The 25,258-nt window shown below is 67.8% G+C and carries 19 protein-coding genes; 12 read left to right on the forward strand and 7 right to left on the reverse strand.

The annotated features are described in order from the left end of the window. Positions 1–29: 29 nt before the first annotated feature. Positions 30–650 (reverse strand): thymidine kinase, encoded by a 621-nt coding sequence (locus AC1DKR_RS06840; RefSeq protein WP_099819678.1) that lies wholly within the window; start codon positions 648–650, stop codon positions 30–32. 102 nt (positions 651–752) lie between these two features. On the opposite strand from AC1DKR_RS06840, the gene AC1DKR_RS06845 reads away from it, so the two are divergent. Then, positions 753–2,729, forward strand: coding sequence for a UvrD-helicase domain-containing protein (locus AC1DKR_RS06845; RefSeq protein WP_025875440.1), 1,977 nt, complete (start codon positions 753–755; stop codon positions 2,727–2,729). Positions 2,730–2,991: 262 nt separating this feature from the next. Further along, positions 2,992–3,519 carry a GNAT family N-acetyltransferase gene (locus AC1DKR_RS06850; protein ID WP_478031952.1) on the forward strand — a complete coding sequence of 176 codons (528 nt, stop codon included), beginning with the start codon at positions 2,992–2,994 and terminating at the stop codon, positions 3,517–3,519. A 26-nt stretch (positions 3,520–3,545) separates the two neighbouring features. Here AC1DKR_RS06850 and AC1DKR_RS06855 read toward each other — a convergent pair whose 3' ends face one another. Continuing rightward, on the reverse strand, positions 3,546–4,196 hold the full coding sequence (locus AC1DKR_RS06855; RefSeq protein WP_478031954.1) for a YceH family protein: 651 nt from the start codon (positions 4,194–4,196) through the stop codon (positions 3,546–3,548). A 102-nt stretch (positions 4,197–4,298) separates the two neighbouring features. Here AC1DKR_RS06855 and AC1DKR_RS06860 point away from each other — a divergent pair, with 102 nt between their 5' ends. The 5 genes from AC1DKR_RS06860 to AC1DKR_RS06880 all read left to right on the forward strand — a co-directional run bounded on the left by AC1DKR_RS06860 (position 4,299) and on the right by AC1DKR_RS06880 (position 10,395). Next, the gene (locus tag AC1DKR_RS06860; protein WP_428709476.1) at positions 4,299–5,222 is read left to right on the forward strand and encodes a 5'-nucleotidase, lipoprotein e(P4) family; all 924 of its coding nucleotides are present in this window, start codon (positions 4,299–4,301) and stop codon (positions 5,220–5,222) included. Next, a complete protein-coding gene (pyrF, locus tag AC1DKR_RS06865) occupies positions 5,219–5,944 on the forward strand; it encodes an orotidine-5'-phosphate decarboxylase (protein WP_478031956.1) in 726 nt (241 codons plus the stop codon). The genes AC1DKR_RS06860 and pyrF overlap by 4 nt, the downstream gene beginning before the upstream one ends. 514 nt (positions 5,945–6,458) lie before the next feature. Beyond that, entirely contained in the window at positions 6,459–7,412 is a 954-nt protein-coding gene (locus tag AC1DKR_RS06870; protein WP_363734180.1) for a hypothetical protein, read from the forward strand. Further along, a complete protein-coding gene (plsB, locus tag AC1DKR_RS06875; protein ID WP_025875424.1) occupies positions 7,412–10,048 on the forward strand; it encodes a glycerol-3-phosphate 1-O-acyltransferase PlsB in 2,637 nt (878 codons plus the stop codon). The genes AC1DKR_RS06870 and plsB overlap by 1 nt, the downstream gene beginning before the upstream one ends. Beyond that, positions 10,045–10,395 (forward strand): hypothetical protein, encoded by a 351-nt coding sequence (locus AC1DKR_RS06880; protein WP_478031959.1) that lies wholly within the window; start codon positions 10,045–10,047, stop codon positions 10,393–10,395. The genes plsB and AC1DKR_RS06880 overlap by 4 nt, the downstream gene beginning before the upstream one ends. Positions 10,396–10,504: 109 nt before the next feature. Here AC1DKR_RS06880 and AC1DKR_RS06885 read toward each other — a convergent pair whose 3' ends face one another. Further along, positions 10,505–10,708 (reverse strand): YdcH family protein, encoded by a 204-nt coding sequence (locus tag AC1DKR_RS06885; protein WP_478031961.1) that lies wholly within the window; start codon positions 10,706–10,708, stop codon positions 10,505–10,507. Positions 10,709–10,798: 90 nt separating this feature from the next. Between AC1DKR_RS06885 and ttcA the strand changes: the two genes are divergently transcribed. Genes ttcA through AC1DKR_RS06900 form a run of 3 tightly spaced genes read left to right on the forward strand, consistent with a single transcriptional unit; the run spans position 10,799 to position 13,476 of the window. Then, positions 10,799–11,695: a tRNA 2-thiocytidine(32) synthetase TtcA gene (gene ttcA, locus AC1DKR_RS06890; RefSeq protein ID WP_025875419.1), complete on the forward strand. Its 897-nt coding sequence runs from the start codon at positions 10,799–10,801 to the stop codon at positions 11,693–11,695. A 36-nt stretch (positions 11,696–11,731) separates the two neighbouring features. Beyond that, entirely contained in the window at positions 11,732–12,637 is a 906-nt protein-coding gene (locus AC1DKR_RS06895; RefSeq protein ID WP_025875418.1) for a recombination-associated protein RdgC, read from the forward strand. 59 nt (positions 12,638–12,696) lie between these two features. After that, positions 12,697–13,476, forward strand: a complete 780-nt coding sequence (locus tag AC1DKR_RS06900; RefSeq protein WP_025875417.1) for a M48 family metallopeptidase — start codon at positions 12,697–12,699, stop codon at positions 13,474–13,476. A 413-nt stretch (positions 13,477–13,889) separates the two neighbouring features. On the opposite strand, the gene AC1DKR_RS06905 is transcribed toward AC1DKR_RS06900, so the two are convergent. Beyond that, a complete protein-coding gene (locus AC1DKR_RS06905; protein WP_312787034.1) occupies positions 13,890–14,759 on the reverse strand; it encodes a methylglyoxal synthase in 870 nt (289 codons plus the stop codon). 154 nt (positions 14,760–14,913) lie between these two features. Here AC1DKR_RS06905 and AC1DKR_RS06910 point away from each other — a divergent pair, with 154 nt between their 5' ends. Next, positions 14,914–17,346 (forward strand): ATP-binding protein, encoded by a 2,433-nt coding sequence (locus AC1DKR_RS06910; RefSeq protein ID WP_414716112.1) that lies wholly within the window; start codon positions 14,914–14,916, stop codon positions 17,344–17,346. Here the strand turns inward: AC1DKR_RS06910 and AC1DKR_RS06915 are convergent. From AC1DKR_RS06915 to AC1DKR_RS06925, 3 genes are all read right to left on the reverse strand, one after another. Next, positions 17,332–18,777 carry an FAD-dependent oxidoreductase gene (locus AC1DKR_RS06915; protein WP_312786732.1) on the reverse strand — a complete coding sequence of 482 codons (1,446 nt, stop codon included), beginning with the start codon at positions 18,775–18,777 and terminating at the stop codon, positions 17,332–17,334. The two genes, AC1DKR_RS06910 and AC1DKR_RS06915, sit on opposite strands and share 15 nt — an antisense overlap. A 103-nt stretch (positions 18,778–18,880) precedes the next feature. Further along, positions 18,881–23,335, reverse strand: a complete 4,455-nt coding sequence (gene gltB, locus AC1DKR_RS06920; protein ID WP_442243942.1) for a glutamate synthase large subunit — start codon at positions 23,333–23,335, stop codon at positions 18,881–18,883. A gap of 358 nt (positions 23,336–23,693) precedes the next feature. After that, a complete protein-coding gene (locus AC1DKR_RS06925) occupies positions 23,694–24,083 on the reverse strand; it encodes an I78 family peptidase inhibitor (protein WP_223497403.1) in 390 nt (129 codons plus the stop codon). Positions 24,084–24,199: 116 nt separating this feature from the next. Between AC1DKR_RS06925 and AC1DKR_RS06930 the strand changes: the two genes are divergently transcribed. Further along, complete coding sequence (locus AC1DKR_RS06930; protein WP_363734190.1) at positions 24,200–25,258, forward strand: DNA topoisomerase IB; 1,059 nt, start codon at positions 24,200–24,202, stop codon at positions 25,256–25,258.

Below are 25,258 nucleotides of genomic sequence, written 5' to 3' on the forward strand. Positions count from 1 at the left end.
GGACGTCATGGCCCGTGAAGCGCCAAGCACTACAGCGGCAGCGGTGCCTGCGCAGGATCGATCCGCCCCTCGCCACGGGTGATCTTCTTGAACTCGGCGCGGCTGACCGACACGTAGCGCTCGTTGCCGCCGATCTCCACCTGCGGGCCGTCCTGCACGGCATGGCCATGTTCGTCCACGCGCACGGTCATGGTCGCCTTCTTGCCACTGTGGCAGATCGTCTTGATCTCCTGCATCTCGTCGGCCCAGGCCAGCAGGTACTGGCTGCCCTCGAACAACTCGCCGCGGAAATCGGTGCGCAGGCCGTAGCACAGCACCGGGATGCGCAGCTGGTCGACCACTTCGCTGAGCTGCCAGACCTGGCTGCGGCTGAGGAACTGCGCCTCGTCCACCAGCACGCAGCCCAGCGGCCCATTGGCCTGCAGATCCTGCGTGACCCACTGCTGCAGGTCGGTGTCGCGTTCGAAGGCCATGCCGTCGGCGCGCAGGCCGATCCGCGAGGCGACCACGCCCGCGCCGGCACGGTCGTCCAGGCGCGGGGTCAGGATCGCCACGCGCATGCCGCGCTCGCGGTAGTTGTGCGCGCTCTGCAGCAGGGTGGTGGTCTTGCCGGCGTTCATCGCCGAATAGTAGAAATAGAGCTTGGCCATCGGCCGATTGTACGACGCCACCCGGCGCCGGCCGAAGCCGTTCAGCAAGCCCACCGGCCGGCGGCTGTGGCCGCCACCAACGCCCGCTACAATCGCACCCCAATGCACGGTCTCAATCCCCCCCAAGCTGCCGCCGTCCTCCACATCGAAGGACCGCTGCTGGTGCTCGCCGGCGCCGGCAGCGGCAAGACGCGCGTGATCGTGGAAAAGATCGCCCACCTGATCGGCTGTGGCCGCTACCCGGCCAAGCGCATCGCCGCGATCACCTTCACCAACAAGTCGGCCAAGGAAATGCGCGAGCGCGTGGCCAAGCGCCTGCGCGAGCAGGATGCCGATGAAGTGACCATCTGCACCTTCCATGCGCTGGGCCTGAAGTTCCTGCAGATCGAGCATGCCGCCGTCGGGCTCAAGCGCGGTTTCTCTATCTTCGATGCCGATGACGCGGCCGCGCAGATCAAGGACCTGATGTACGGCGCCAAGCCGGACGACATCGAGGACATGAAGAACCTGGTGTCGCGCGCCAAGAACGCCGGCCTGTCGCCGGAGCAGGCGATGGCCGCTGCGCGCAGCAACCGCGAGAAGGAAGCGGCCGGCATCTACGAGCGCTACCAGTTGCGCCTGAGCGCGTTCAACGCAGTGGACTTCGACGACCTGATCCGGTTGCCGGTGCAGATCCTGGAAGAGAACCCGGAGATCGCGCTGGCCTGGCGCGAGCGCATCGGCTACCTGCTGGTCGACGAATGCCAGGACACCAACGATGCGCAGTACCGCCTGCTCAAGCAGCTGGCCGGTGACAAGGGCAACTTCACCTGCGTGGGCGATGACGACCAGTCGATCTACGCCTGGCGCGGTGCCAACCCGGAAAACCTGCAGCAGATGGGGCGCGATTACCCGGCGCTGGAAATCATCAAGCTGGAGCAGAACTACCGGTGTTCCAACCGCGTGCTGCGTGCGGCCAACGCGCTGATCGCCAACAATCCGCACGAACACCTGAAGAAGCTGTGGAGCGACCAGGCCGACGGCGAGCGCATCCGTGTGTGGGAGTGCCGCAACAGCGAACACGAGGCCGAGAAGGTCGCCGCCGAGATCGCGTTCGTAGCGCAGACGCGCAACGTGCCGTGGAGCGATTTCTGCATCCTGTTCCGCGGCAACTTCCAGTCGCGTCCGCTGGAAAAGGCCATGCAGCTGCTGCGCATCCCCTACCACCTGACCGGCGGCACCATGTTCCTGGAGCGCCAGGAAGTGAAGGACACGCTGGCCTGGCTGCGGCTGCTGGTGAACCCGGACGACGACACCGCGTTCCTGCGTGCGGTGCAGTCGCCCAAGCGCGAAGTCGGCGCCGGCACCCTGGCCAAGCTGGCCGAACTGGCCTCGGAAAAGGACATGCCGATGGCGCAGGCCGCCGAGGCGATCGGCGCGCTGCAGCAGCTGCCACCGCGCGCGGCCAACAGCCTGGCGCGCTTCACCGACATCCTGCGTGACCTGCGCGCGCAGACGCGGCAGATCAGCTCCGGCGACATGATCCGCAAGGTCGCCAAGGAATCGGGCCTGCTCAGCGAGCTGCGGCAGCAGGCCAAGGAAGAGGCCAGCTACCAGCGTCGCGCCAACAACATCGAAGAACTGGCGCAGTGGTTCGAGGGTGGCCCGCGTGGTGCCACCGCTGCCGATCTGGCCGGCCAGTTGGCGCTGTTGTCGCGCAGCGACAAGGACGAGGGGGGCAACCAGGTGCGGATGATGACCATGCACGCTTCCAAGGGCCTGGAATTCCCCTACGTGTTCATCGTCGGCTGCGAGGACGGCGTGCTGCCGCACCAGGTCAGCCTGGACGAGGGCAATCTGCAGGAAGAGCGGCGCCTGCTGTACGTGGGCATCACCCGCGCCAAGATCCAGCTGTGGATGAGCTACAGCAAGCTGACGCGCAAGTTCGGCGAGCACGTGCGGCTGAAGCCGAGCCGTTTCTTCGAGGAGATCCCGGCCGAGGAGATCCAGCGCGATGGCGCTGATCCGGTGGCGGATGCGGCGCGGAAGAAGGAGCGGGCGACGGCGGGGTTGGCGGCGATCGAGGCGTTGTTCGACTAAGGCGCTCCAACGGCGCCCCCCTCCGTGGTGGAGCGCGCGTTGGCTACGCGGTGTGGCTGGTCGGGGTGGGTTCGCGGGGGACGCCGTGAACCCGTCCCTGGGGGCTTAGCCGCGCCATCCATGGCGCGGATACCCCCGCGAACCCACCCCGACCGGCCTCTGACAGATTCCGGGCGCGTCCTGCCACGGAAAAGAAAAAAGAAAATCAAAATCAACAGCCGGGCGTTGAGGCAGAATCGGGGTTTCGGCTGGAGGTCTGCGCGTGCATCCCATTGAAAGCGAACGCCTGCGGCTGCGGGCCATTGAACCGGACCGTGATGCGGTGCCGATGCTGGCGCTGCTCAACGATCCGGGCTTCGTCCGTTTCATCGGTGACCGCAACGTGCGCGACGAAGAGCAGGCGCGGGAGTACATCGCGCTGCGGGTGCTGCACAGCTATGCGTTGAATGGCTTCGGCATGTATGCGATCGAGCGGCTGTCCGATGGTGCGTGGCTGGGCAACGCCGGGCTGGTACGCCGTGAGGGGCTACCGGCACCGGATATCGGCTACGCGGTGCTGTCGGAATTCGCCGGGCAGGGCTATGCCAGCGAGGCGGCGCGGGCGGTGTTCAATCACGCACGCACGGCGCTGGGCCTGCAGGATCTGTATGGCATCACCGATCTGGACAACGACGTCTCGGCGAAGGTGTTGCTGGGTCTCGGCATGCGCGAGCGCGGGGTCATCCAGCTGCCGGGCATTGAAACACCCAGCCGGTTGTTCGCTACCTTGGGTGCGGCCGACGTCCAGTAGTGCCGGGCCATGCCCTGCGGGCTGCTTCAGCCGCGCAGCTCCGCCAGCTGCGCCTGCAGCTCGGCCACGGCCGCTTCCAGCTGGGCCACACGCTCAGCCAGGCCGGGGTCGGCAGACTCTGCACCGCCGCCACTGCTGGCGTACTTCGCCGCCAACGCAGCGCCGTCCACTTCACCGCACAGCAGGTGCATGTAGCGGTCTTCGCGTTGGCCGCTGGCGCGCGGCAGCACCACCAGCAACCCGCGCTGCTGCAGCCGCTCGATGGCGTGGCGGGCTTCGTCGGTATCGGCGAAGCGGTGCAGGCGTTCGCTGCGTGTGACCAGCTCGCCCAGGGTCTGCGGCCCGCGCAGCAGCAGCTGCGCCAGCAGCACGGTCTGCTGCCGGGTCAGGTCCAGCGCGGCCTGCAGGCGGTGTTCGTAGCGATCGGCGCGCGAGGAGAAGTGCTGGCGGGCCAGGCCCAGCGTCTCCAGCTGGCGCAGCGCATGCTGCACGCTACCGGCATCGACGTTCATCACCGGCTCGCGGGCGGTCTTCTGGTTGGCGGCCGACTGCGCGGCGTTGACCGTCAGCGGATAGGTGTCCGGGGTGGTCGCTTCCTTCTCCACCAGGCAGCCCAGCAGGCGGGCCTGCACGGCGTCGAGCAGGGGAACGTCGGGGGTCGGGGTGGAATCGGTCATGGCGGCCTTCGCAGGGACAACGGGTCAACCATCAAGCATAGCCGTCCCGGGGCCGCCTTTGCCGGTAAAATGGGCCGGTATATCTGATTGCCGGTGATCTTCATGCGTCGTCCCGTTTCCCTGTCCCTGACCCTGCTCGCCACCGCGGCGCTGGGCTTGTCCGCCTGCAAGCGCGTGGACGCGCCTGCCGCCGACGCCGCTGCGCCGGAGGCTCCGGCCGCCGCTGCCAAGGCTGAAGGCACGTCCGATCTGACCGCCAACGACAACCTCAACGCGGTGCTGTGGATGCAGCGCGCGCAGGAGTACAAGGCGATCACCGAGCAGACCTACCGTGCTGCCGCCGACCACCTCGATGTGGCGCTGAAGGAAGCCCATTGGGACGCGCTGGTGCCGGAAGAACGCGGCAACGAGGCCAAGGGCCTGAAGCCGGCGGTGGTGCTGGACGTGGACGAGACCGTGCTGGACAACTCGCCCTACCAGGCGCGCCTGGTCCGCGACGGCAAGGAATACGATGAAATGACCTGGGACCAGTGGGTGGCCGAAAAGAAGGCCAAGGCGATCCCGGGCGTGGTCGATTTCGCCAAGGCCGCTAACGCCAAGGGCGTGACCCTGCTGTACATCTCCAACCGCGCCGTGCACCTGAAGGACGCGACCCTGGCCAACCTGCGCGAGCAGGGCCTGCCGGTGGCCGACGACAGCGTGTTCCTCGGCCTGGGCACCGTGGTTGAAGGCTGCGAGCAGGCCGGCAGCGAGAAGAACTGCCGCCGCCGCCTGGCCGGGCAGAAGTACCGCGTGCTGATGCAGTTCGGCGACCAGCTGGGTGACTTCGTCGAAGTGACCGCCAACACCAACGACGGCCGCGATGCGCTGCTGCAGCAGTACCACGACTGGTTCGGCGAGCGCTGGTGGATGCTGCCGAACCCGACCTACGGCGGCTTCGAACCGGCGCAGTTCAACAACGACTACAGCCAGTCGCGCCAGGCCCGCCACGACGCCAAGCGCGCTGCCCTGGACTATGCACCGTGAGCTGCGCGCCGCTGCCGCTGCGCGATGAAGAGCGCCTGATCTTCGCGCTGGACGTGCCTGACCGCGTGCAGGCGCTGGACTGGGTCGAGCGCCTCGGCGACAGCGTGGCGTTCTACAAGATCGGCATGGAACTGCTGGCCTCCGGCGAGTACTTCCAGGTGCTGGACGAGCTGGCTCGCCGTAACAAGCGCGTGTTCGTCGACCTGAAGTTCTTCGACATCCCGGCCACTGCCGCTGCGGTGATCAAGCGCCTGTCGCAGTGGCCGGTCAGCTACGCCACCATCCATGGCTGGCACCCGGCGATGATGGAAGCCTGCGCGGCCGCCAACAGCGGCGACATGCGCCTGCTGGCGGTGACCGTGCTGACCTCGATGGGCCGCCCGGACCTGGCGCAGATGGGCATCGACCGCGAGCCGGTGGAGGTCGTGGTCGAGCGCGCGTTGGCCGCACAGGCCGCTGGTATCGACGGTGTGATCGCCTCCGGCCAGGAAGCGGGTCCGATCCGCGCCGCGACCGGCGCCGGTTTCTCGATCGTGTGCCCGGGCATCCGCCCCGGTGGCCCGGTCGGCGATGACCAGAAGCGTACCGTGGGGGTGGCGCAGGCCTTTGCCGATGGCGCCGATGCCATCGTGGTCGGTCGTCCGATCCGCCTGGCATCTGATCCGCAGGCCGCCGCACGCGCGATCCAGCAGGAAATCGCGACGGCGTTGGCCACGCGCTGAGCACCGCCGCGAAGGCGGCCACGGCGGCACCACGAACGCCATCCCGTCGAATGCGGGGTGGCGTTCTCGTTTATGCCTGTTGCCCTGACGCACCCGGCCCGGGCCGGGGAAACGGTGTGCCGGCGACCGCGACGTTTATGCCCGAATCGCCGGAAAACATGCCGTAGATTTCATTGAAGGGATCTGGTGACGCGACCGATCCAATAAAATCAATGAGTTGAATGTTGTTTTGTCATGTGTTGCGTTAACTTTGTGGGCAGCGTAGGATCGCCGCCATCCGGTCTTCGGACCGGACATGCGCCACAACACTGTCCACCGGCCTTGCGCCGGTTTGAAGAGTCTGCGATCCCTGTGATCCGGGCTCTTTTTTTTGTCCGCCCGGTACGGAGAGGCCCGTCGGCGCGCGGCATGGAGCCACCGCGCAGTCGGGTCATGGCAGAAACCGTGACGGCCCGGCTTGCCGCTGTCACGTCGCAGGCCGCAAGATGCGGACCGGTCCGGGGAGTCCGATTGCATGAGCGTTGTAGTGCGAGGAAGGTCTGCGCGGGGATGGGGGCTGGCGGCCATGCTGCTGCTGGCCATCGCCGCGTGCCGTGAATCCGGCAGTGATCCGGCCGCCGCGCCGGCCGAACCTGTCGCCGCAGTACAGGCGATGGCGCGACGGCTGGCCGAGGACGATCTGGTCGGCTATGCGAAGCTGTCGGTGCCCCCCAGCCAGTATCAGCGCCTGCAGCAGGCATGGGCCGACGGCCACAGCCAGTGGCCGCTGACCGGACTGCCGCTCGGCGACCAGTTGCTGCCGATGCTGGCGGCGCTGCGTGAGCCCGGTGCCAGCGTGCAGCTGCAGCGCAGTTTCGACCGCCAGCTGGCTGGCCAGGCCCGCGCCGTACGTCAGGCCGCGCAGTCGATGGGCAACTTCGGTGTGCAGTACCTGCGGCACCAGAAGGGTTATACGCCCGGCCAGCAGGCGCACTACATCCAATTGGTACAGACCCTGGCGGCCTGGGCACAGGACGCGCCCATCAGCGACCGTGCCAGGGCCCGCAGCAGCATCGCCGCCCTCGTAGGCGCCGCGGCCAAGGTCGGTTTCCATGACGACGCCGGCCTGCAGGCCGCGGGCATGGAAGGCAGCCTGCAGCAGCTGGCGCCGTTCATCCAGACGGTGAAGGCCGTGCTGGCCAGCTACGGGCTGGGCGTGGACGAGGCGCTGCGCAGCGTGCGTGGTGAGCTGTTGTCGGTGGAAGGCGACAATGCCCTGGTGCGCCTTCAGTACGAGCTCGCCGGCCGCGCGATGACCGTGCAGGTGCCGCTGAGCCGGCGTGAGGGCCACTGGTACCTGACCCGCACCTTGGCCGATACCGACGCCCTGCTGCGTCAGGCTGATGCGGCGCGCGCCGCCGCTGCTCCGGACCCTGTCACCCCCCCGGCAACCGATGGGGAAGCGGCAACGCCATCGGCTAAGCCATAATGACGTCGATGTCGAAACAGAACCCGCTGCCGTTCCCCGGCGAAGAATCCCAGCCGACGCCCGCCGACACGGCGCCGGCGTCCCCCTCGACCGACGCCGGCACGCCGCCGGCGGCGACGCCCGTGCACGCGCGTCCTGCCGGCCGCCGCCCACTGTGGGCGCGCCTGCTCGGGCGCCTGGTGGAGCCATGGTTGTCGCTGAAGATCGAGCCGGAAGACCCGGGACAGTACAACGATGGCCGCCCGGTCATGTACGTGCTGGAAGATTACGGCCTGTCCAACGCGCTGATCCTGGACAAGGCCTGTCGCCAGGCCGGTCTACCGTCGCCGCTGGTACCGCTGGCCGGTGACCCCACCGGCCGCAAGCGCGCCTATCTGGCCCTGTCGCGCCGCAGCTCCAGCAACTCGCTGATTCCCGAGCAGCGCGGCGCCAAGACCCATTCCGATTCGCTGGCCAAGGTCCTGCAGGCCCATCGCGTGCGCGACGACCTGGATGTGCACCTGGTGCCGGTGTCGATCTTCGTCGGCCGCGCCCCGGACAAGCAGAGCGGCTGGTTCGCCGTGTTGTTCTCGGAAAACTGGGCGCTGGTCGGCCGCTTCCGCCGCCTGCTCGGCCTGCTGCTGAACGGCCGCAACACCATCGTCCGCTTCGCACCGCCGATCTCGCTGCGCAGCACCGTCGACGAGGGCCTGGAGCCCGAGCGTACGGTGCGCAAGCTGCAGCGCGTGCTGCGTACCCATTTCCGCCGCATCCGCGAGTCGGTGATCGGTCCTGACCTGTCGACCCGGCGCCTGCTGGTGGACCAGGTGCTGGCCGCCGAGACGGTGCGCGAGGCGATCGCCTCGCAGGCCAAGCGCGACAACAGCAAAACCAGCGATGCCTGGAAGAAGGCGCACGCCTACGCCTGGGAAATCGCCGCGGACTATTCCAGCCCGGTGGTGCGCTCGGCCAGCTTCATGCTCAGCCATGTGTGGAACCGCATCTACGCCGGCGTGCTGGTGCACCACCTGGACAAGTTCAAGGCCGCAGCGCCGGGCCACGAAGTGGTCTACGTGCCCAGCCACCGCAGCCACATGGACTACCTGCTGCTGTCCTACCTGCTGTACGACCGCGGCATCGTGCCGCCGCACATCGTGGCCGGCATCAACCTGAACCTGCCGGTGGTGGGCACCCTGCTGCGCAAGGGCGGTGCGTTCTTCATCCGTCGCTCGATCCGCGGCAACGCGCTGTATTCGGCGGTGCTCAGCGAGTACGTGGCGCAGCTGGTCGCCGGCGGCTATTCCATCGAGTACTTCGTCGAGGGCGGGCGCTCGCGTACCGGCCGGTTGCTGCAGCCCAAGGGCGGCATGATCTCGATGACCCTGCGCGCGTTCCTGCGCCAGCCGCGCAAGCCGGTGCTGTTCCAGCCCATCTACATCGGCTACGAGAAGCTGATGGAGGGCGGCAGCTACCTGGATGAACTGTCCGGGCGGCCCAAGGAGAAGGAATCGATCTGGCAGCTGCTGTGGGGCATCCCCAAGGTGCTCAAGCAGAACTACGGCCAGGTGGTGGTGAACTTCGGCGAACCCATCGCGCTGAACGATGTGCTGGCCGAGAAGGCTCCGGAGTGGGGTGGCGAGGCGGTGTCCGAGGACGAGAAGCCCTCGTGGCTGTCGACCACCGTCGACACCCTGGCCGAGCGCATCCAGGTGCGCATCAACGGCGCCGCCGACGTCAATCCGATCAACCTGCTGGCGCTGGCGCTGCTGTCCACGCCCAAGCATGCGATGGGCGAGGCCGACCTGATCGCGCAGATCGAGCTGTGCAAGACCCTGCTGGTGGAGATGCCGTATTCGGGCCGGGTGACGGTGACCCCGCACTCTCCGGAGCGGATCATCGCCCACGCCGAAGAGATCAACGTCCTCACCCGCATCAAGCACCCGCTGGGCGACGTGCTCAGCGTCAGCGGCGATACCGCGGTGCTGCTGAGCTACTTCCGCAACAACGTGGTGCACCTGTTCACCGCGTCGTCGTGGGTGGCCTGCTGCTTCCAGAACAACCGCCGCATGAGCCGCACCGGCCTGGTCCAGCTGGGCCGCACGGTGTACCCGTTCCTGCAGGCCGAACTGTTCCTGCCGTGGACCGAGGACGAGTTCGCCCAGCGCATCGACCAGACCATCGACGTGTTCGTGCGTGAGGGCCTGCTGCAGAACGTCAACGAAGACGACGGCGGCATCCTTGCGCGCAACACCGGGCAGACCGACGAAGTGTTCCGCCTGCGCGCGATCGGCCATTCGCTGCAGCAGGCGTTCGAGCGCTATTACATCGCCATTTCGGTGCTGGTGAAGAACGGCCCGGGCACGCTCGGCGCCGCCGAGCTGGAGAGCCTGTGCCAGCAGGCTGCACAGCGCCTGAGCCTGCTCTATGCGCCGGCCGCACCGGAGTTCTTCGACAAGTCGCTGTTCCGCGGCTTCATCCAGAAGCTGCGCGAGCTGCGCCTGGTGTGGCCGGACGAGAACAGCAAGCTGCTGTTCGACGAGCGCCTGGATGCCTGGGCCAAGGATGCCAAGTTCATCCTCGGCCGCGAACTGCGCCACACCATCGAACGGGTCAGCCCGGAAGCGGCGCGCCCGGACGAACCGGCACCGCAGGATTGAACCTGCGGCGCCTGTCGGGCCTGGCCGCGTTGATCGCGGCCGGAGGCCTTGCGGCTACTTCGGCGCAGGCTGCAGAAGCCTGCGTGGACGACAACCTGCCCGGGCGCTTGGCCGATGCGCCGGTGCGCCTGTGTATCGAGGCCGGGCAACCGGTGCGCTACCGCTTATGGTTGGCCGGCGAGGTGCGCATCAGCGGTGATGAATCCGCCGCTCGCCAGAGTCTTGCCGGTGACTGGTACGGGCACCCGCTGGGTCTGCGCTGTTCCGGTGCCGACAACGTGCGCCACTGCGACCTGACCGTGGACGGTGAGGCGGCCTGGAGTGCGGAGCTGGCCCTGCCGCGTTGATGCAGAGCCCCATCCACGCATGGCGTGGATCCATAAGCTGCCGCTGTGCCATCGGCGTTCGGGGCGGCGTAGGCCAGTAGATCCACGCCATGCGTGGATGGGCCACCGGTTACGCCGGTTCGTCCGGAATCTGCAGGCTTTCCAGCTTGGTGATGCAGTCCTTCAGCTGCAGCTTGCGCCGCTTCAGGCGCTTGAACTCCAGCTCATCTTCGCCGTTGGCGGCCATGCGCGCGATCTGTTCATCCAGCGACCGGTGCTCGGCGCGCAGGGCGACGAGGTGTTCGATGATTTCGGCGGGGTTGTAGGTGTCCACGGTCTCCGAGCATACACAGCGACGATGACTGCCGGGAGAGGGGAATCCCGACCCCGGGTCCGGGCTGCCACAAGCCGGTAGAATGGCACCATGTCCGCCGTGATCTCCCTGCCCGATCCCCCGCAGCGCGTTCCGCGCGATCCGCGCGTGGACGGGCTCGGGGCGGACAAGCTGGGCAAGCGCCTGCGCCGCCAGGTCGGCCAGGCCATCGCCGACTTCGGAATGATCGAAGCAGGCGACAAGGTCATGGTCTGCCTGTCCGGCGGCAAGGACAGCTACACCCTGCTGGACATGCTGCTGCAGCTGCAGAAAAAGGCGCCGGTGCCGTTCGAACTGGTGGCGGTGAACCTGGACCAGAAACAGCCGGGTTTCCCCGCGCACGTCCTGCCGGAGTACCTGGCCGGGCTGGGCGTGCCGTACCAGATCATCGAGCAGGACACGTATTCAGTGGTCAGCCGGGTCATCCCGGAAGGCCGCACGATGTGTTCGCTGTGCTCGCGCCTGCGCCGTGGCGCGCTGTACAACCACGCCAAGGCACATGGCTTCAGCAAGATCGCACTGGGCCACCATTGCGATGATGTGGTGGCCACGTTCTTCCTGAACCTGTTCCACCACGCCAAGCTGGCCGCCATGCCACCGAAGCTGCTCAGCGACGATGGCCAGCACGTGGTGATCCGCCCGTTGGCGTACGTGCGCGAGCACGACATCGCGCAGTACGCGCAGGCGCGCCGTTTCCCGATCATTCCCTGCACCCTGTGTGGCAGCCAGGAAAACCTGCAGCGTCGGCAGGTCGGCCTGATGCTCAAGCAGTGGGACCAGGACCATCCGGGGCGCATTGAACAGATCGCACGTGCAATGGCCGACGTGCGACCTGCGCAGCTGGCCGATGCCGCCCTGTTCGATTTCATGGCCCTGGGCCGCCGTGGCGATGCGGCGCATGCCGATGCCTGGCCGGCCGACGCAGTTCCCGAGACGCCTGCCGTTTAAGGTCGGGCGCCCTTCTTCTTCAGACACCGGAATTCCATGTTCTTTCGCAACCTGACGTTCTTCCGCTTCCCGACTGCCACTGATTTTTCCGAAGTCGACACCCTGCTGCCGCACGCCCTGCTCAAGCCGGTGGGCGCACTGGAAATGAACTCGCGTGGTTTCATCTCGCCATTCGGCCGCGAAGAGAAGGAAGTGCTCTCGCACCGCATTGCCGAACACCTGTGGCTGACCGTCGGTGGCGAGGACAAGATCCTGCCCGGCGCGGTGGTCAATGACCTGCTCGAGCGCAAGCTGGAGGAGATCGAAGAGAAGGAAGGCCGCCGCCCCGGTGGCCGCGAGCGCAAGCGCATGAAGGACGACCTGCTGCATGAACTGCTGCCGCGCGCCTTCGTGAAGTCCTCGCGCAACGATGCCTTCATCGACCAGCTGCACGGCTATGTGGCGGTGGACACCTCCAGCCGCAAGACCGGCGAATACTTCATGTCCGACATCCGCGGCCTGCTCGGCAGCTTCCCGGCGATGCCGCTGAACGCCGAAGTCGCGCCGCGTTCGATCCTGACCGGCTGGATCGCCGGCGAGCCCCTGCCCACCGGCTTCAGCCTGGGCGAGGAGTGCGAGATGAAGGACCCGGTGGAAGGCGGCGCGGTGGTCAAGTGCCAGCACCAGGAACTGCGCTGCGACGAGATCGACAAGCACCTGGATGCCGGCAAGCAGGTCACCAAGCTGGCCCTGGTGTTCGAGGACAACCTGTCCTTCGTGCTGGGCGACGACCTGATCGTGCGCAAGCTGAAGTTCCTGGACGGCGCGCTGGACCAGCTGGAACATGCCGACGAAGACGGCCGCCGTGCCGAGTTCGACGCCCGCTTCGCCCTGCAGAGCGCGGAGATCCGTCGCCTGTTCCTCCTGCTTGAAGAAGCCTTCAAGCTCAGCAAGGCTGACTGAACAGGCAGGCCGTCGGCCGCCGGTCATCCGGCGGCCTCGCACGGCGCTATGCTGGGACCATGAGCCGTCTGCTGCGCCGCCTGATCTCGCCGGTCCCACCCGCCACCGTGCAGCGCGATACCGTTCGCCTGCGCCTGGAGGATGTCGAGATCGAGATACTGCGCGTGCGTGATCCACGCGCGCGCCGGATCAAGCTCAGCGTCGATGAGCGCGGCGCACGACTGACGTTGCCGCCGCGTGCCAGCCTGGTGATGGGCGAGCGCTTCCTCGAACTGCATCGCGAATGGCTGGGGCTGCAGCTGCGCCACTACCAGGGGCATGGTCTGCCCGCCGCGTTGCAGCCCGGCGTTGAAGGGGTGCTGCCGCTGCGCGGCGAGTTGTTGCCACTGCGCTGGCAGGAAGGCCGCTACGCACGGCTGGAAATCGACGAACACGGTGCCTGCGTGCAATGGCCGAGCCGGGGCGGCGATGCGACCCTGCGCCGCCTGCTGCGCGAATTCTATGAAGCACAGACCCGCGCCGATGTCGGCCGCTGGTTGCCGAAGTACCTGCCCGGCCTGCCGCGCGCGCCCAGCCGCCTGCGGTTGAAGGTGATGTCCTCGCAATGGGGCTCGCTGGCCCCTGACGGCAGCATGGCGCTGGACCTGGCACTGGTACTGGGCCGTCCCGCCGCCTTCGAGTACGTGCTGGTGCACGAACTCTGCCACCTGATCCAGGCCAACCACTCGCCCGCGTTCTGGCACGAAGTGGAACAACGCTTCCCCGACTGGCGCGAGCAGCGCGACTACTTCCAGCTGGAAGGGCGACGCCTCAAGGCCATGCTCCGGCAACTGCTGTAGTGCTGTGATTTTGTAGAGCCGAGCCATGCTCGGCTATCGCGCACGGCGTGGATATTCAGCCATCGCGACCAAGAGCAGCCGAGCATGGCTATGCCGGTCGTCCTGACCGGCACCCTCCGGGCCGTCGCAAGCGACGTTGGCAGCGGCTCCTGCCGCTACCTTCGGCACTACAGAAGCGCGCACAGCGCGCGACCCGCTTTGCTCCTGCTCTTCCTCTTCTCTTCCGTGGTCAGCACGGAAACCATCCGTGGCCGGGCGGGGTGGGTTGCGCAGGGGCGTAAGCGCCATGGATGGCGCGCCCGAGCCTACAAGGACGTATTCACGGCGACCCCTGCGCAATCCACCCCGCCCGGCCAAGCACGGCTTTTGATCTGCACGGCCACCACGAGGGGCTCAGCCGTTGGCCGCAAACCTCATCGACCCGCACGCAGGGCCGCAGCCTCCGCCCACCGCGCCGCCACGCGCGGTGCAGTGATGCATACCGCCTGATCGGTCACCGTGGTCACCGCCCGCTCCAGCAGCTGGATGTCCGCTTCATGCTGGCGCGCCACATGCGGATCCTCGAAGAAGATCGCACGCTGGCAACGACCTTCCAGCACGCGGTCGGCAATCTGCGCATCGCCCCCCATCGGACCGCTCTGGTAGCGCGTCACCCATGCCGTATCCGCGGGCCAGCCGCGGCTCCAGGCCAGCTCGTTCAAGCGCTGGCCGGTGGTACCGGTGGCTACACGTTCGCCGAAACGCGCCAGCACGTCGAAGTGTTCATCGGCGAACGCCAGCATCGCCGGCTTCATCGCATCGTGTGCGATCAACGCCAGCGTCTGCCCTTCGAACGCATGCAGGTCGTCGGCGCCGGCATCGGCGGCCAGGCCAGCATGGACGCGCTCCACCTCGATCCAGTCGCGGGCGGTGGCCACGGTGGAAATGAAAGGCTTGCCGTGGATCACGCACTGGCGCTTGAGCGCGGTCGCCTCGGGGAACACCGAGGAAGGATCCACCGGATCCATCAGATAGACCGCACCGTCCAGCGTACGCTCGGCGCCCATGCCCACCACTTCGGCCACCAGCTTCATCAACCCGCCTTCGCGACCGTACGGATAGCGCTGCAGGCCGTCGTAACCGGCAAGGAAACCGTTGCGCTGGATCGCATCGTGGGTACGTCCGACCGCACACAGCGTCACGCCCAGTTCGCGCAGCCCGGGTTCGCTGGCGCGCAGCCAGCGGAACAGTGCCGCGCGCGCGTCGTTGTGATGGAGACGGTTGGCGGCCAGGCCGATGCGCATCGAAAGCTCCGGGATCGGTAGAAGCGGCAGTGTATGTCGCTATTGACGGTTTCGGAGGGTTTTACAAATTTCCTCATTGTTGCTGGGAAGCGCGTCGCTAGCGTGACGGGAGGTCGTACCGCGATGCGGCCATGCCCCTGCATGCGACATGAGGATGTCCACCGTGAATGTCGCTGGCCCGTTGGCCCGCATCGTCGCCCTGTCGCTGTTGTCAGCACAGGCCTGGGCCGGACAGTGCGAAGGCCCCATCCTGCTTGCCTACCCCGCTGACCGTGCACCGTTGTCATCCAGTCTGGACGACACGCCACAGGGCCTGGTGGCCGTCTACCTGGCGCTGCTGCAGGAGCAGTACCCCACGCTGCGCGCCACACCGGTCGCGGCGCCGGCGCTGGCCGCCGGCGCGCTGCCTGCCGGGACCCAGGCCGTGCTTGGCTGGCCGCGTGCGCAGAAGCCGAAAGGCTGGATGGCCAGCGTGCCCTACCTGCAGGTGCCGCAGGTGATCGTGCGACGCCCCGACGCGCTGCCGATCATCGGCCTCGACGGACTGCACGGCCGCGGCGTGGCCAGCCCCGACATCGTGCCACTTGCCCGGATGCTGGAGGAGTCGGGTGCGGCCGTGCCGCTGCTGCAGGTGGCGACATTGGACACGGCACTGCGGCTGCTGAGCAGCGGCCAGGTCGATGCGGTGGTGGGCAACCTGGTGGACGTGGAAGCCACGCTGCGCAATCAGCCGGGCGACGCGCTGGACGTGGCAGCGCCGGCCGGCTTCAGCGATGCACTGGTATTGGCCGCACTGCCGGCGTGCGCGCATCTGGTGGCCCGCTTCAACCAGCTGCAGGCAGGCATGACACAGGAGCAGCGCGAGGCATTGCGGGCACGCTGGATCGTGACGTCCCCTCGTCGCGGCCACGCGCCGGTGTCGCCCCTGCGCGGGTCGATCGCTGTGCTGCTGGTGCTGCTGACGATGGGCCTGGTGTATGCGTTCGGCTACTGGCGGCTGCACCGCGAAGGCCTGCGCAGGCAGGCCCTGGAACAGCGCCTGCAGGACGTCACCGCCAACCTGCCGGCGGTGGTGTACCGGGCGCGGCGCAGCAGCACCGGCGAGTACAGCGTTCCCCATATTGCCGGCGACGTGCACGCGCTGTTCGGGATCAGCGTGGATACCGCGCGGGTCGACCATGGCAGTCTGCTGGCCGCAGTCCATCCGCAGGACCGCCGCTCGGTGCTGGCCTGCGTCGACGCCGCCGCACTGGTGCGCGGGCCCATCGACATCACTTTCCGCACGCGCGGCCCCAACGGCTGGCGCTGGGTACGTTCGCACGGGCGACCGATTGCCTGCAGCGACAGCGGCGTGGAATGGAGCGGATACTGGATGGATGTCACCGAGGCGCGCGCACGTACGCAGGCGTTGAACGATGCCCGGCGTGACGCGGAGCAGGATGCCGCCGCGAAGACCCATTTCCTGGCCACCATGAGCCACGAGATCCGCACGCCGATGAGCACGCTGCTGGGGATGCTGGAGTGCCTGGGCAGCGGCGCACTGGATGCGCGCCAGCGCCAGGTACTGGCGACCATCGATGATGCCGCGCAGATGCTGCGACAGATCCTCGATGACGTGCTGCACAGCCAACGCCTGCAGTCGGGGCCACGGTCACCGCAGTGCCTGCCCACCGATCTGGCCGGACTGCTGCGGGCGGTGCAGCGCCTGCTGGCTCCGGTGGCGGCAAGCAAAGGTCTGCATCTGCGCTGCGAGGTGGATCCCGCGCTTCAGCGTGGGTCGTTGGCGGATGCGCTGCACCTGCGCCAGATCCTGTTCAACCTGGCGGGCAACGCGCTGAAATTCACCTTGCAGGGTGGGGTGGACCTGCAGGTGCGGGTGCTGCACCAGCGCGAGCATGGCCAGCAGCTGCGGCTGCAGGTGACCGACACCGGCGTGGGCATCAGCCGCGAGCGCCAGCGGGCGGTGTTCGCAGCGTTTACCCAGGCCGATGCCTCCACCACCCGGCGCTTCGGCGGCAGCGGCCTGGGCCTTGCGATCTGCCGGGAACTGGCGGCGTCGATGGGCGGGCAACTGCACCTGTGCAGCACGCCGGGCGCGGGCACCACGGTGTGGCTGGACCTGTACCTGCCGGCCTGCGACGCGCCATCGGCGGAGCATCGTGGCGAGGCCGCTGACCTGCCAACGCTGCCGCCGGTGCGGGTACTGGTTGCCGAAGACCATCCCACCAACCTGCAGCTGCTGGTCCGGCGCCTGCGGGAACTGGGCCTGCAGGTGCATGCCACCGCCAATGGCGAGCAAGCCTGGCAGGCGTGGCAGACACAACGGTTCGCGTTGGTCATCACCGACTGCCACATGCCGGGCATGGACGGCTTTGCCCTGGCCCGCGCCATCCGCGCCGATCCACGGGACGATGCAGCACGGGTACCGATCATCGCGTTGACCGCCAGCGTCCTCGACAGTACCCGCCAGGCCTGTCACGACGCCGGCATCGATCGCTTCATCGCCAAGCCGGCCGACCGCCCAGCACTGCATGCCACCCTTGCCGCAGTACTGATGCCGCCGGTCGGTCTGTCAGTGCGCCAGTAGCCGCGCGATGCTGGCAGCGGCGTCGCGACCTTCGGCCACCGCGGTCACCACCAGGTCGGCACCGCGCACCGCGTCACCCCCGGCGAACAGGCGCGGATGGGCGGTCTGGAAGGGCAGCTTGCCCTTGCCTCCGGCGAGGATGCGGCCGTTGGCCTGGCCCTCCACGCCATGCTCGGCCAGCCACGACGGCACGCTGGGCGAGAAGCCGAACGCGATGATCACCACGTCCGCTTCCAGCAGCGACTCGCTGCCCTCGATCTGTACCGCGTTCTGGCGGCCGTTGGCATCGGGTTCGCCCAGGCGCGTCTCGATGACGGTGACGCCGATCACTTCGTCATCGGCGCCGGCTTCGATCGACAGCGGCTGGCGGTTGAACAGAAAGCGCACGCCTTCCTCGCGCGCGTTGGCCACTTCGCGCGCGCTGCCTGGCATGTTGGCTTCGTCGCGGCGGTAGGCACAGGTGACCTTGGCCGCACCCAGTCGCACCGCGCTGCGCACGCAGTCCATGCCGGTGTCGCCACCGCCGAGGACCACCACGCGCTTGCCATTGAGGTCGGGCAGGGCGATCTGGTCTTCCCAGCCGGCGATCGGGCGGCCCTGCGGGTCATCACCGCCGACGATGCGGCTGTTCTGCACCAGGAACGGCAATGCCGGCAGCACGCCCTTCAGGTCCTGGCCGTCGAGGCCACCATCGGTGTAGCGGTAGGCGCCGGTACCGACGAACACCGCATCATGGGTGTCCAGCAGCTGCTGCAGGCTGATGTCGCGGCCGATCTCCACGCCGAGGCGGAACTGCACGCCCATGCCTTCAAGCACGTCGCGACGACGACGGATCACGTCCTTGTCCAGCTTGAAACTCGGGATGCCGAACTGCAGCAGGCCGCCGACCTGTTCGTAACGGTCGTAGACCACTGCGGTGATGCCGGCATGCGCCAGGCGGTCGGCACAGGCCAGGCCTGCGGGGCCGGCACCGATCACGGCCACCGTGTGGCCGGTGGGCTGCACCGCCGTCATGTCCGGCCGCCAGCCGGTGGCCAGTGCAGTGTCTACGATGTACTTCTCCACCGCGCCGATGGTCACTGCACCAAACTCTTCCAGCGTGCAGCTGCCCTCGCACAGGCGATCCTGCGGGCACACCCGGCCGCACACTTCCGGCAGCGGGTTGGTGCTGTGGCACAGCGTGGCCGCTTCATGGATGCGGTTCTCCTGCACCAGCTGCAGCCATTGCGGAATGGCGTTGTGCACGGGGCACTTCCAGCTGCAGTACGGGTTGCCGCAGTCCAGGCAGCGGCCTGCCTGGTACTGCGCCTCTTCCTTGCCGAACTTTCCGTACAGCTCACCCCAGTCGCCGGAGGTGCGCAGTTCGACCGGGATGCGCTGCGGCATGGTCCGGGGCAGGTCGAGGAACTGGAAGGCGTGCTTGCGGCTCATGGCGGACTCTGTGGATTTCCGGATGCCGGCCAGCGGCCGGCACTACAGCGGTGGGGAGGCCGGTGCGCCCAGTGCATGCGGCGCATCCGTCACGTGCGGTGTGTCACGCCGCGCGGCGAAGGGTTTCGGTCAGCGACTCGATGCTGGCGGCCTTGGGTTTGACCAGCCAGAACTTGCCGATGTAATCGCGGAACTCGTCCATGATCTGCTGCGCCCAGATGCTGCCGGTCAGTTCGCGATGACGGCCGATCAGGCGGTGCAGGTGCTGGCGGTAGTTCTCGAACCCTTCGGCGGAGACGCGATGGATGTCGATCAGCTCGTGGTTGTAGCGGTCGACGAAATCGCGGTCCACGTCCAGCACGTAGGCCAGGCCACCGGTGAAGCCGGCACCGAAGTTGAGGCCGACTTTGCCCAGCACCAGCACCACGCCGTCGGTCATGTACTCGCAGCAGTGATCGCCTGCGCCTTCCACTACAGCCAGTGCGCCGGAGTTGCGCACGGCGAATCGTTCACCGGCACGGCCAGCGGCGAACAGCTCGCCACCGGTTGCGCCGTACAGACAGGTGTTGCCGATGATGGCGGTGCTGCGTGCCTCGAAGCGTGCGCCACGCGGCGGACGCACCACCAGGCGGCCGCCGGCCATGCCCTTGCCGACGTAGTCGTTGGCTTCACCCTCCACTTCCAGGTGCAGGCCGCCGACGTTGAAGGCGCCGAAGCTCTGTCCGGCGCTGCCACGGAAGCGCAGTTCCAGCGGCGATTCGGCCATGCCCTGGTTGCCGTGCGTGCGTGCGACGGCGCCGGCCAGGCGGGTGCCGATGCTGCGGTCGGTGTTGTGGATCAGGAAGCGATGCTCGCCACCGCGCTTGTGTTCGATGGCCTCGGCCAGCAGGCCGTCCATCTGCGTGGCCAGGCTGTCCGGAGATTCATACAGGCGCTGTGCGGCGCAGTGGCTGCCCGGGTAACTGGCGTCGGCCAGCAGCCGCGACAGGTCCACGCGCACGTCTTCGCGCGGCGAGACCTCAAGCTGGCGCAGCAGGTCGGTGCGGCCGACGATTTCCTGCAGCGAACGTGCGCCCAGCACCGACAGCCAGCCGCGTACTTCCTCGGCCAGCAGGCGGAAGAAGTTCTCCACGCGCTCGGGTTGGCCGGTGAAGTGGTTCTCGCGCAGGCGTTCGTCCTGGGTGGCCACGCCGGTGGCGCAGTTGTTGAGGTGGCAGATGCGCAGGTACTTGCAGCCCAGCACGATCATCGGCGCGGTGCCGAAGCCGAAGCTGTCCGCGCCCAGCAGCGCAGCCTTGACCACGTCCAGGCCGGTCTTCAGGCCGCCATCGGTCTGCAGCAGGGTGCGCCCGCGCAGGTCGTTGGCCACCAGCGCTTGGTGCGCCTCGGCGATGCCCAGTTCCCACGGCACGCCGGCGTAGCGGATCGAGCTGACCGGCGAAGCACCCGTACCGCCGTCGTGGCCGGAAATGGTGATCAGGTCAGCACCGGCCTTGACCACGCCCGCCGCGATCGTGCCGACGCCGGCATGGCTGACCAGCTTCACCGACACCAGCGCGGTCGGGTTGACCTGCTTGAGGTCGTAGATCAGCTGCGCCAGGTCTTCGATGGAGTAGATGTCGTGGTGCGGCGGCGGCGAGATCAGGCCGATGCCCGGCCTGGCATAGCGCAGGCGTGCGATCAGTTCATTGACCTTGTGCCCGGGCAGCTGGCCGCCCTCGCCGGGCTTTGCGCCCTGGGCGACCTTGATCTGCAGCACTTCGGCGTTGACCAGGTATTCGGCGGTGACGCCGAAGCGGCCCGAGGCCACCTGCTTGATCTTGCTCCGCTTGTCGGTGCCATAGCGCGCCGGGTCTTCGCCACCTTCGCCGGAATTGCTGCGGCCGCCGAGGCGGTTCATCGCAATGGCCAGCGCTTCATGCGCCTCGGGCGAGAGCGCACCGAGGCTGATCGCGGCGGTATCGAAACGCGGGAACAGATCGCTGGCCGGTGCCACTTCGTCCAGCGGTGTCGGCGTTGCCGCCGGCACCAGCTGCAGCAGATCGCGCAGCGCCGACGGCGGGCGCGCATGCACGGCATCGCAGTACTGCTGCCACGCACGCGGGTCACCGCTGCGCGCTGCGCGCTGCAGGGTGGTCACCACGTCCGGGTTGTACATGTGGTACTCGCCGCCGTGCACGTACTTCAGCAGGCCGCCGACATCCACGCCCTGCTGGGCGTCCCAGGCCTGCGCGCATAGTTCACGCGCGTCGGTATCCAGCCGCGCGAAGCCGGCGCCACCGATGCGCGAAGCGGTATCGGGGAAGCACAGCTCCACGACCTCAGGCTCCAGGCCGATGATCTCGAACAGCTGCGCACCGCGGTAGCTGGCCACGGTACAGATGCCCATCTTCGAGATGATCTTGGACAGGCCCTTGTAGATGCCCTTGCGGTAGCGGCGGCCGATCTGCGACTGCTCGCCGCCCTTGCTGAGCTTGAGGATGCCGCGACGACCCAGGTCGAACAGGGTCTGGTAGGCCAGGTACGGGTACACCGCCGTGGCACCGAAGCCGAGCAGGCAGGCCATGTGATGCGCGTCGCGCGCGGTGCCGGTCTCGACGATCAGGTTGACGTCGCAGCGCAGGCCCAGCCGTGACAGGTGGTGGTGGATGGCGCTGGTGGCCAGCAGCGCATGCACCATCGGCCGCCCGGCCACCGGGTAGCGGTCGGACAGCAGCAGCATCACCATGCCGTCGCGCGCAGCCTGTTCGGCTTCGACGCAGATGCGTTCGATGCCGGCACGCAGGCCTTCCTCTTCGCTGTAGGACAGGTCGAGCAGGCGGTTGGCCTGCACGTACTGGTCCATCTTCAGCAGCTGGCGCAGCTTGCGCTGGCTCAGCACCGGCGAGTTGAGGATGACGTGGTTCACCGTCTCCGGGCCGGCATGGAAGATGTTGGTCTCCTTGCCGAGCTGGGTGGACAGCGACATCGCGCAGTCTTCGCGCAGCGGGTCGATCGGCGGGTTGGTGACCTGCGCGAAGGCCTGGCGGAAGTAGTCGTACAGCGGACGGCTGCGCTGGCTGAGCACGGCCATCGGCGTGTCATCGCCCATCGAGCCGGTGGCTTCCTGCTCGGTCTCGGCCAGCGGCCGCAGCACCTGTTCCACTTCCTCGCTGCTGAGCTGGTACAGCTTGTGGTAACTGCGCAGCGTGCCTTCGTCGAATGGCTCTTCCACCAGCGACGGATCGATCAGTTCGGTCTGCAGGTAGGTGACGCCCTGCTGCAGCCACTGCTTGTACGGTGCACGGCCGCGGTTGATGCGGTCGATGGCCTCCGAATCGAGCAGGTCACCGCGCTTGAGGTCGATGGCGATCATCTCGCCCGGGCCGAGCTTGCCCTTGCGCACCACGCGCTCGGTCGGTACTTCCCAGACGCCTGCTTCAGAGGCGACCAGGAAGTGGCGATCAGCGGTCAGCATCCAGCGCGCCGGGCGCAGGCCGTTGCGGTCGAGGGTGCACACCGCGTAGCGGCTGTCGCAGGCGACGATGCCGGCCGGGCCGTCCCAGGGTTCGCTGTTGAGGCCGTGGAACTCGTAGAACGCGGCCAGGTCCGGGTCCTTGAACTCCAGCGACTGCGTTGCCGGCGGTACCAGGATGCGCAGCGCCTGGATCAGCTCCATGCCGGCGGACACCATCAGTTCCAGCATGTTGTCCAGGCTCTGCGAATCGGAGCCGTGCATGGAGATGACCGGATCGAACTCGCCGATGTCGAAACGGGGCGTCTTCCACACCTTGCTGCGCGCCTGCGCCCAGCGCCGGTTGCCTTCGATGGTGTTGATCTCGCCGTTGTGGGCGAGCATCCGGAACGGGTGCGCCAGCGGCCAGCGCGGCAGCGTATTGGTGGAGAAGCGCTGGTGGAACACGATGGCGCTGGAGGCCAGTTCGCGCCGTTGCAGGTCCGGGAAGAAGCGGCTGAGCTTGTCCGGCAGCACCATGCCCTTGTAGCTGATGGCGTTGGGGCTGAGCGTGGTGACGTAGTAGTCGGCATGCGCGCGCAGCAGCTGCTCGCTGCGGCGTCGGGCCAGGAACAGGGCCAGGCCGAAGCCGGCGTCATCCTGGCCGACGCCCGCATCGACAAACACCTGTTCGATGCGCGGCAGGGTGTCGCGTGCCAGTTGGCCGCAGACGCTGTCGTCGGTGGGTACTTCGCGCCAGCCGGCCACCCTGCAGCCCACCGCCTCGATCTGCTGCTGCAGCTGTACGCGGCAGGCCTGCGCGGCGTCGGCATCGTGCGGCAGGAACACCAGGCCCGCAGTGAAGCGCGCGCCGACGGCGATGCCGGCTTCGCTGGCCAGCAGTTTCAGGAAGGCATCGGGGCGGCGCAGCAACAGGCCGCAGCCGTCACCGGTGAGGCCGTCGGCAGCGACACCACCACGGTGGGTCATGCGCGAGAGCGCAGCGATGGCGGTATCGACCAGCAGGCGCGAAGGCTGGTCGTCGAGCTGGGCGACCATGCCAAATCCACAGGCATCGCGCTCGGAGCGCGGGTCGTAAAGCCCTTGGCGGTTGCGGGGGGCCATCTCTACCTCGATGCAGATTGAAATGAACGGGGACACTCCTGCCCGCTCTGTAGAGCACGCCCTGTACGTCATGGTGGAGTGTGCCGCGCATGGCGCGGCCCGTCGGGAAGCCGCTTGGCGCACGCCCATACGGCGTTGCTCACCTTGCGCAGGCACTCGCCTGCGCGGCGGCGCGCGCCTTGTCTGGCCGCACGCCAAGTGTCTTCACACTCACCCTGACGCACACGCCGTGCTCTTCCTGGAGCGCATCATGAGGCCACCGGATGCCTCGACTAGATCACAGGTTGCTGCAACGCCGCAATACACGGTTGCAGGCGCAACCAAAGCGCCGGCAAATGCTTTGCCGGCGCGGGGTTCCTCAGCCGCAGCGGACGCCGCTGACCACGTCCTTTGCGTCCACTTCGATGTTCAGGCGGTCGCCCAGGAACTCCATCGTGGTGACGTCATTGGGGTGCAGCACGCGCAGCTGCTTGGCCGCGGCATCTTCCTGGGCCTGCTTGCCGAGCGTCTCGGTATAGGGCTGGCCGACCAGGCTCTGCACCTGGCTGGCGTCACAGTTGCCGACCGGCGGTGCTTCGGTGGCCTTGCCGGCTTCGTCGGCCGGGGCCTTGGCGGCCTCGGCGGCCTGCTGTGCGTGGGCGGTGGCCGAATCCTGCTCATCCAGCGACGGCGCCTGGCAGGCGGTCAGGGCCAGCACGGCCGGCAGCAGCAGGGCGGAGAGGGAACGGGCGCGGATCGGGAACGACATCATGACTCCGGAATGGAAGGGACGGTGAAAGGCCGAGCATAGCGGCGAACCCGCCCTCACGTGTTTGTCTTGCGTTATTGACGTGGCCACGCCGCGCCGATCGGCAGACTGCAGGCATGCCAGCAACCTCCTCACCCGAACGCACCGCCGCGCGCGCCGCCGGCCTGCGCTACGTCGATGACACCCAGCCTGGTTTCAGCCGCGTCCGCGCCGGTAAAGGCTTCTCCTATCGCGATGCCGATGGGCACGCCGTGCGCGATGCCGCCACGCTGCAGCGCATCCGTTCGCTGGCCGTGCCCCCGGCCTACACCGCCGTGTGGATCTGCGCGCATGCCAACGGCCATCTGCAGGCGACCGGCCGCGACGCACGGGGGCGAAAGCAGTACCGCTACCACCCCGATTGGGCGGCCGTTCGCGATGCGGGCAAGTTCGACCGCACCATCGCCTTCGGGGAAGGGTTGCCGAGCCTGCGCCGGCGGCTCAGCCGCGACCTCAAGCGCAGTGGCTTCCCTCGTGAGAAGGTACTCGCGGTGGTGGTGGCGCTGCTGGCCGACACGCTGGTGCGGGTGGGCAACGAGACCTATGCCAAGGAAAACAAATCCTACGGCCTGACCACCCTGCGCAACCGGCACCTGGACCTGCTGCGCGGCGGCCGCGTGCGGATGCGTTTCCGGGGCAAATCAGGACAACTGCATGAGGTGACAGTGGGCGACCGCAAGCTCGGCGCTCTGGTGCGCGGCGTGCAGCAGCTGCCGGGGCAGGCGCTGTTCCAGTACCGCGACGACGAGGGTGTCGTGCAGCCGGTGGATTCAGGGGCGGTGAACGATTATCTGCGCGAAGTGATGGGCGAAGACTTCACCGCCAAGGACTTCCGTACCTGGGGCGGAACGCTGGCGGCCGTGCAGACCTTCGCCGCTACCGGGCTGCCAGAACCGGCCAGCCAGCGCGCGCTGGCCAAGGCGCAACGCGAGGTGGTGTGCCAAGTGGCTGCGCGGCTGGGCAATACGCCAGCGGTATGCCGCAAGGCCTACATCGATCCGTGCGTGTTTGCCGGTTGGGAAAGGGGCGAGCTGACTGCACTGGCGGGCCTGCGCGGCCCGCGGCAGTGGGAGCAGGCGACATTGAAGGTCCTGCGCCGTGCGCGCCGCCTGGCCAAGCGCGCCGGCGCGTCGTAA

The sequence above is a fragment of the Stenotrophomonas sp. 01N47 genome (genome assembly GCF_056399165.1).

Coding starts and splice junctions, on each gene's coding strand:
- AC1DKR_RS06840 (WP_099819678.1), bottom strand. CDS start 650: ATGGCCAAGCTCTATTTCTACTATTCGGCGATGAACGCCGGCAAGACC.
- AC1DKR_RS06845 (WP_025875440.1), top strand. CDS start 753: ATGCACGGTCTCAATCCCCCCCAAGCTGCCGCCGTCCTCCACATCGAA.
- AC1DKR_RS06855 (WP_478031954.1), bottom strand. CDS start 4,196: ATGACCGATTCCACCCCGACCCCCGACGTTCCCCTGCTCGACGCCGTG.
- AC1DKR_RS06860 (WP_428709476.1), top strand. CDS start 4,299: ATGCGTCGTCCCGTTTCCCTGTCCCTGACCCTGCTCGCCACCGCGGCG.
- AC1DKR_RS06870 (WP_363734180.1), top strand. CDS start 6,459: ATGAGCGTTGTAGTGCGAGGAAGGTCTGCGCGGGGATGGGGGCTGGCG.
- plsB (WP_025875424.1), top strand. CDS start 7,412: ATGACGTCGATGTCGAAACAGAACCCGCTGCCGTTCCCCGGCGAAGAA.
- ttcA (WP_025875419.1), top strand. CDS start 10,799: ATGTCCGCCGTGATCTCCCTGCCCGATCCCCCGCAGCGCGTTCCGCGC.
- AC1DKR_RS06895 (WP_025875418.1), top strand. CDS start 11,732: ATGTTCTTTCGCAACCTGACGTTCTTCCGCTTCCCGACTGCCACTGAT.
- AC1DKR_RS06900 (WP_025875417.1), top strand. CDS start 12,697: ATGAGCCGTCTGCTGCGCCGCCTGATCTCGCCGGTCCCACCCGCCACC.
- AC1DKR_RS06905 (WP_312787034.1), bottom strand. CDS start 14,759: ATGCGCATCGGCCTGGCCGCCAACCGTCTCCATCACAACGACGCGCGC.
- AC1DKR_RS06910 (WP_414716112.1), top strand. CDS start 14,914: ATGTCCACCGTGAATGTCGCTGGCCCGTTGGCCCGCATCGTCGCCCTG.
- AC1DKR_RS06915 (WP_312786732.1), bottom strand. CDS start 18,777: ATGAGCCGCAAGCACGCCTTCCAGTTCCTCGACCTGCCCCGGACCATG.
- gltB (WP_442243942.1), bottom strand. CDS start 23,335: ATGGCCCCCCGCAACCGCCAAGGGCTTTACGACCCGCGCTCCGAGCGC.
- AC1DKR_RS06925 (WP_223497403.1), bottom strand. CDS start 24,083: ATGTCGTTCCCGATCCGCGCCCGTTCCCTCTCCGCCCTGCTGCTGCCG.
- AC1DKR_RS06930 (WP_363734190.1), top strand. CDS start 24,200: ATGCCAGCAACCTCCTCACCCGAACGCACCGCCGCGCGCGCCGCCGGC.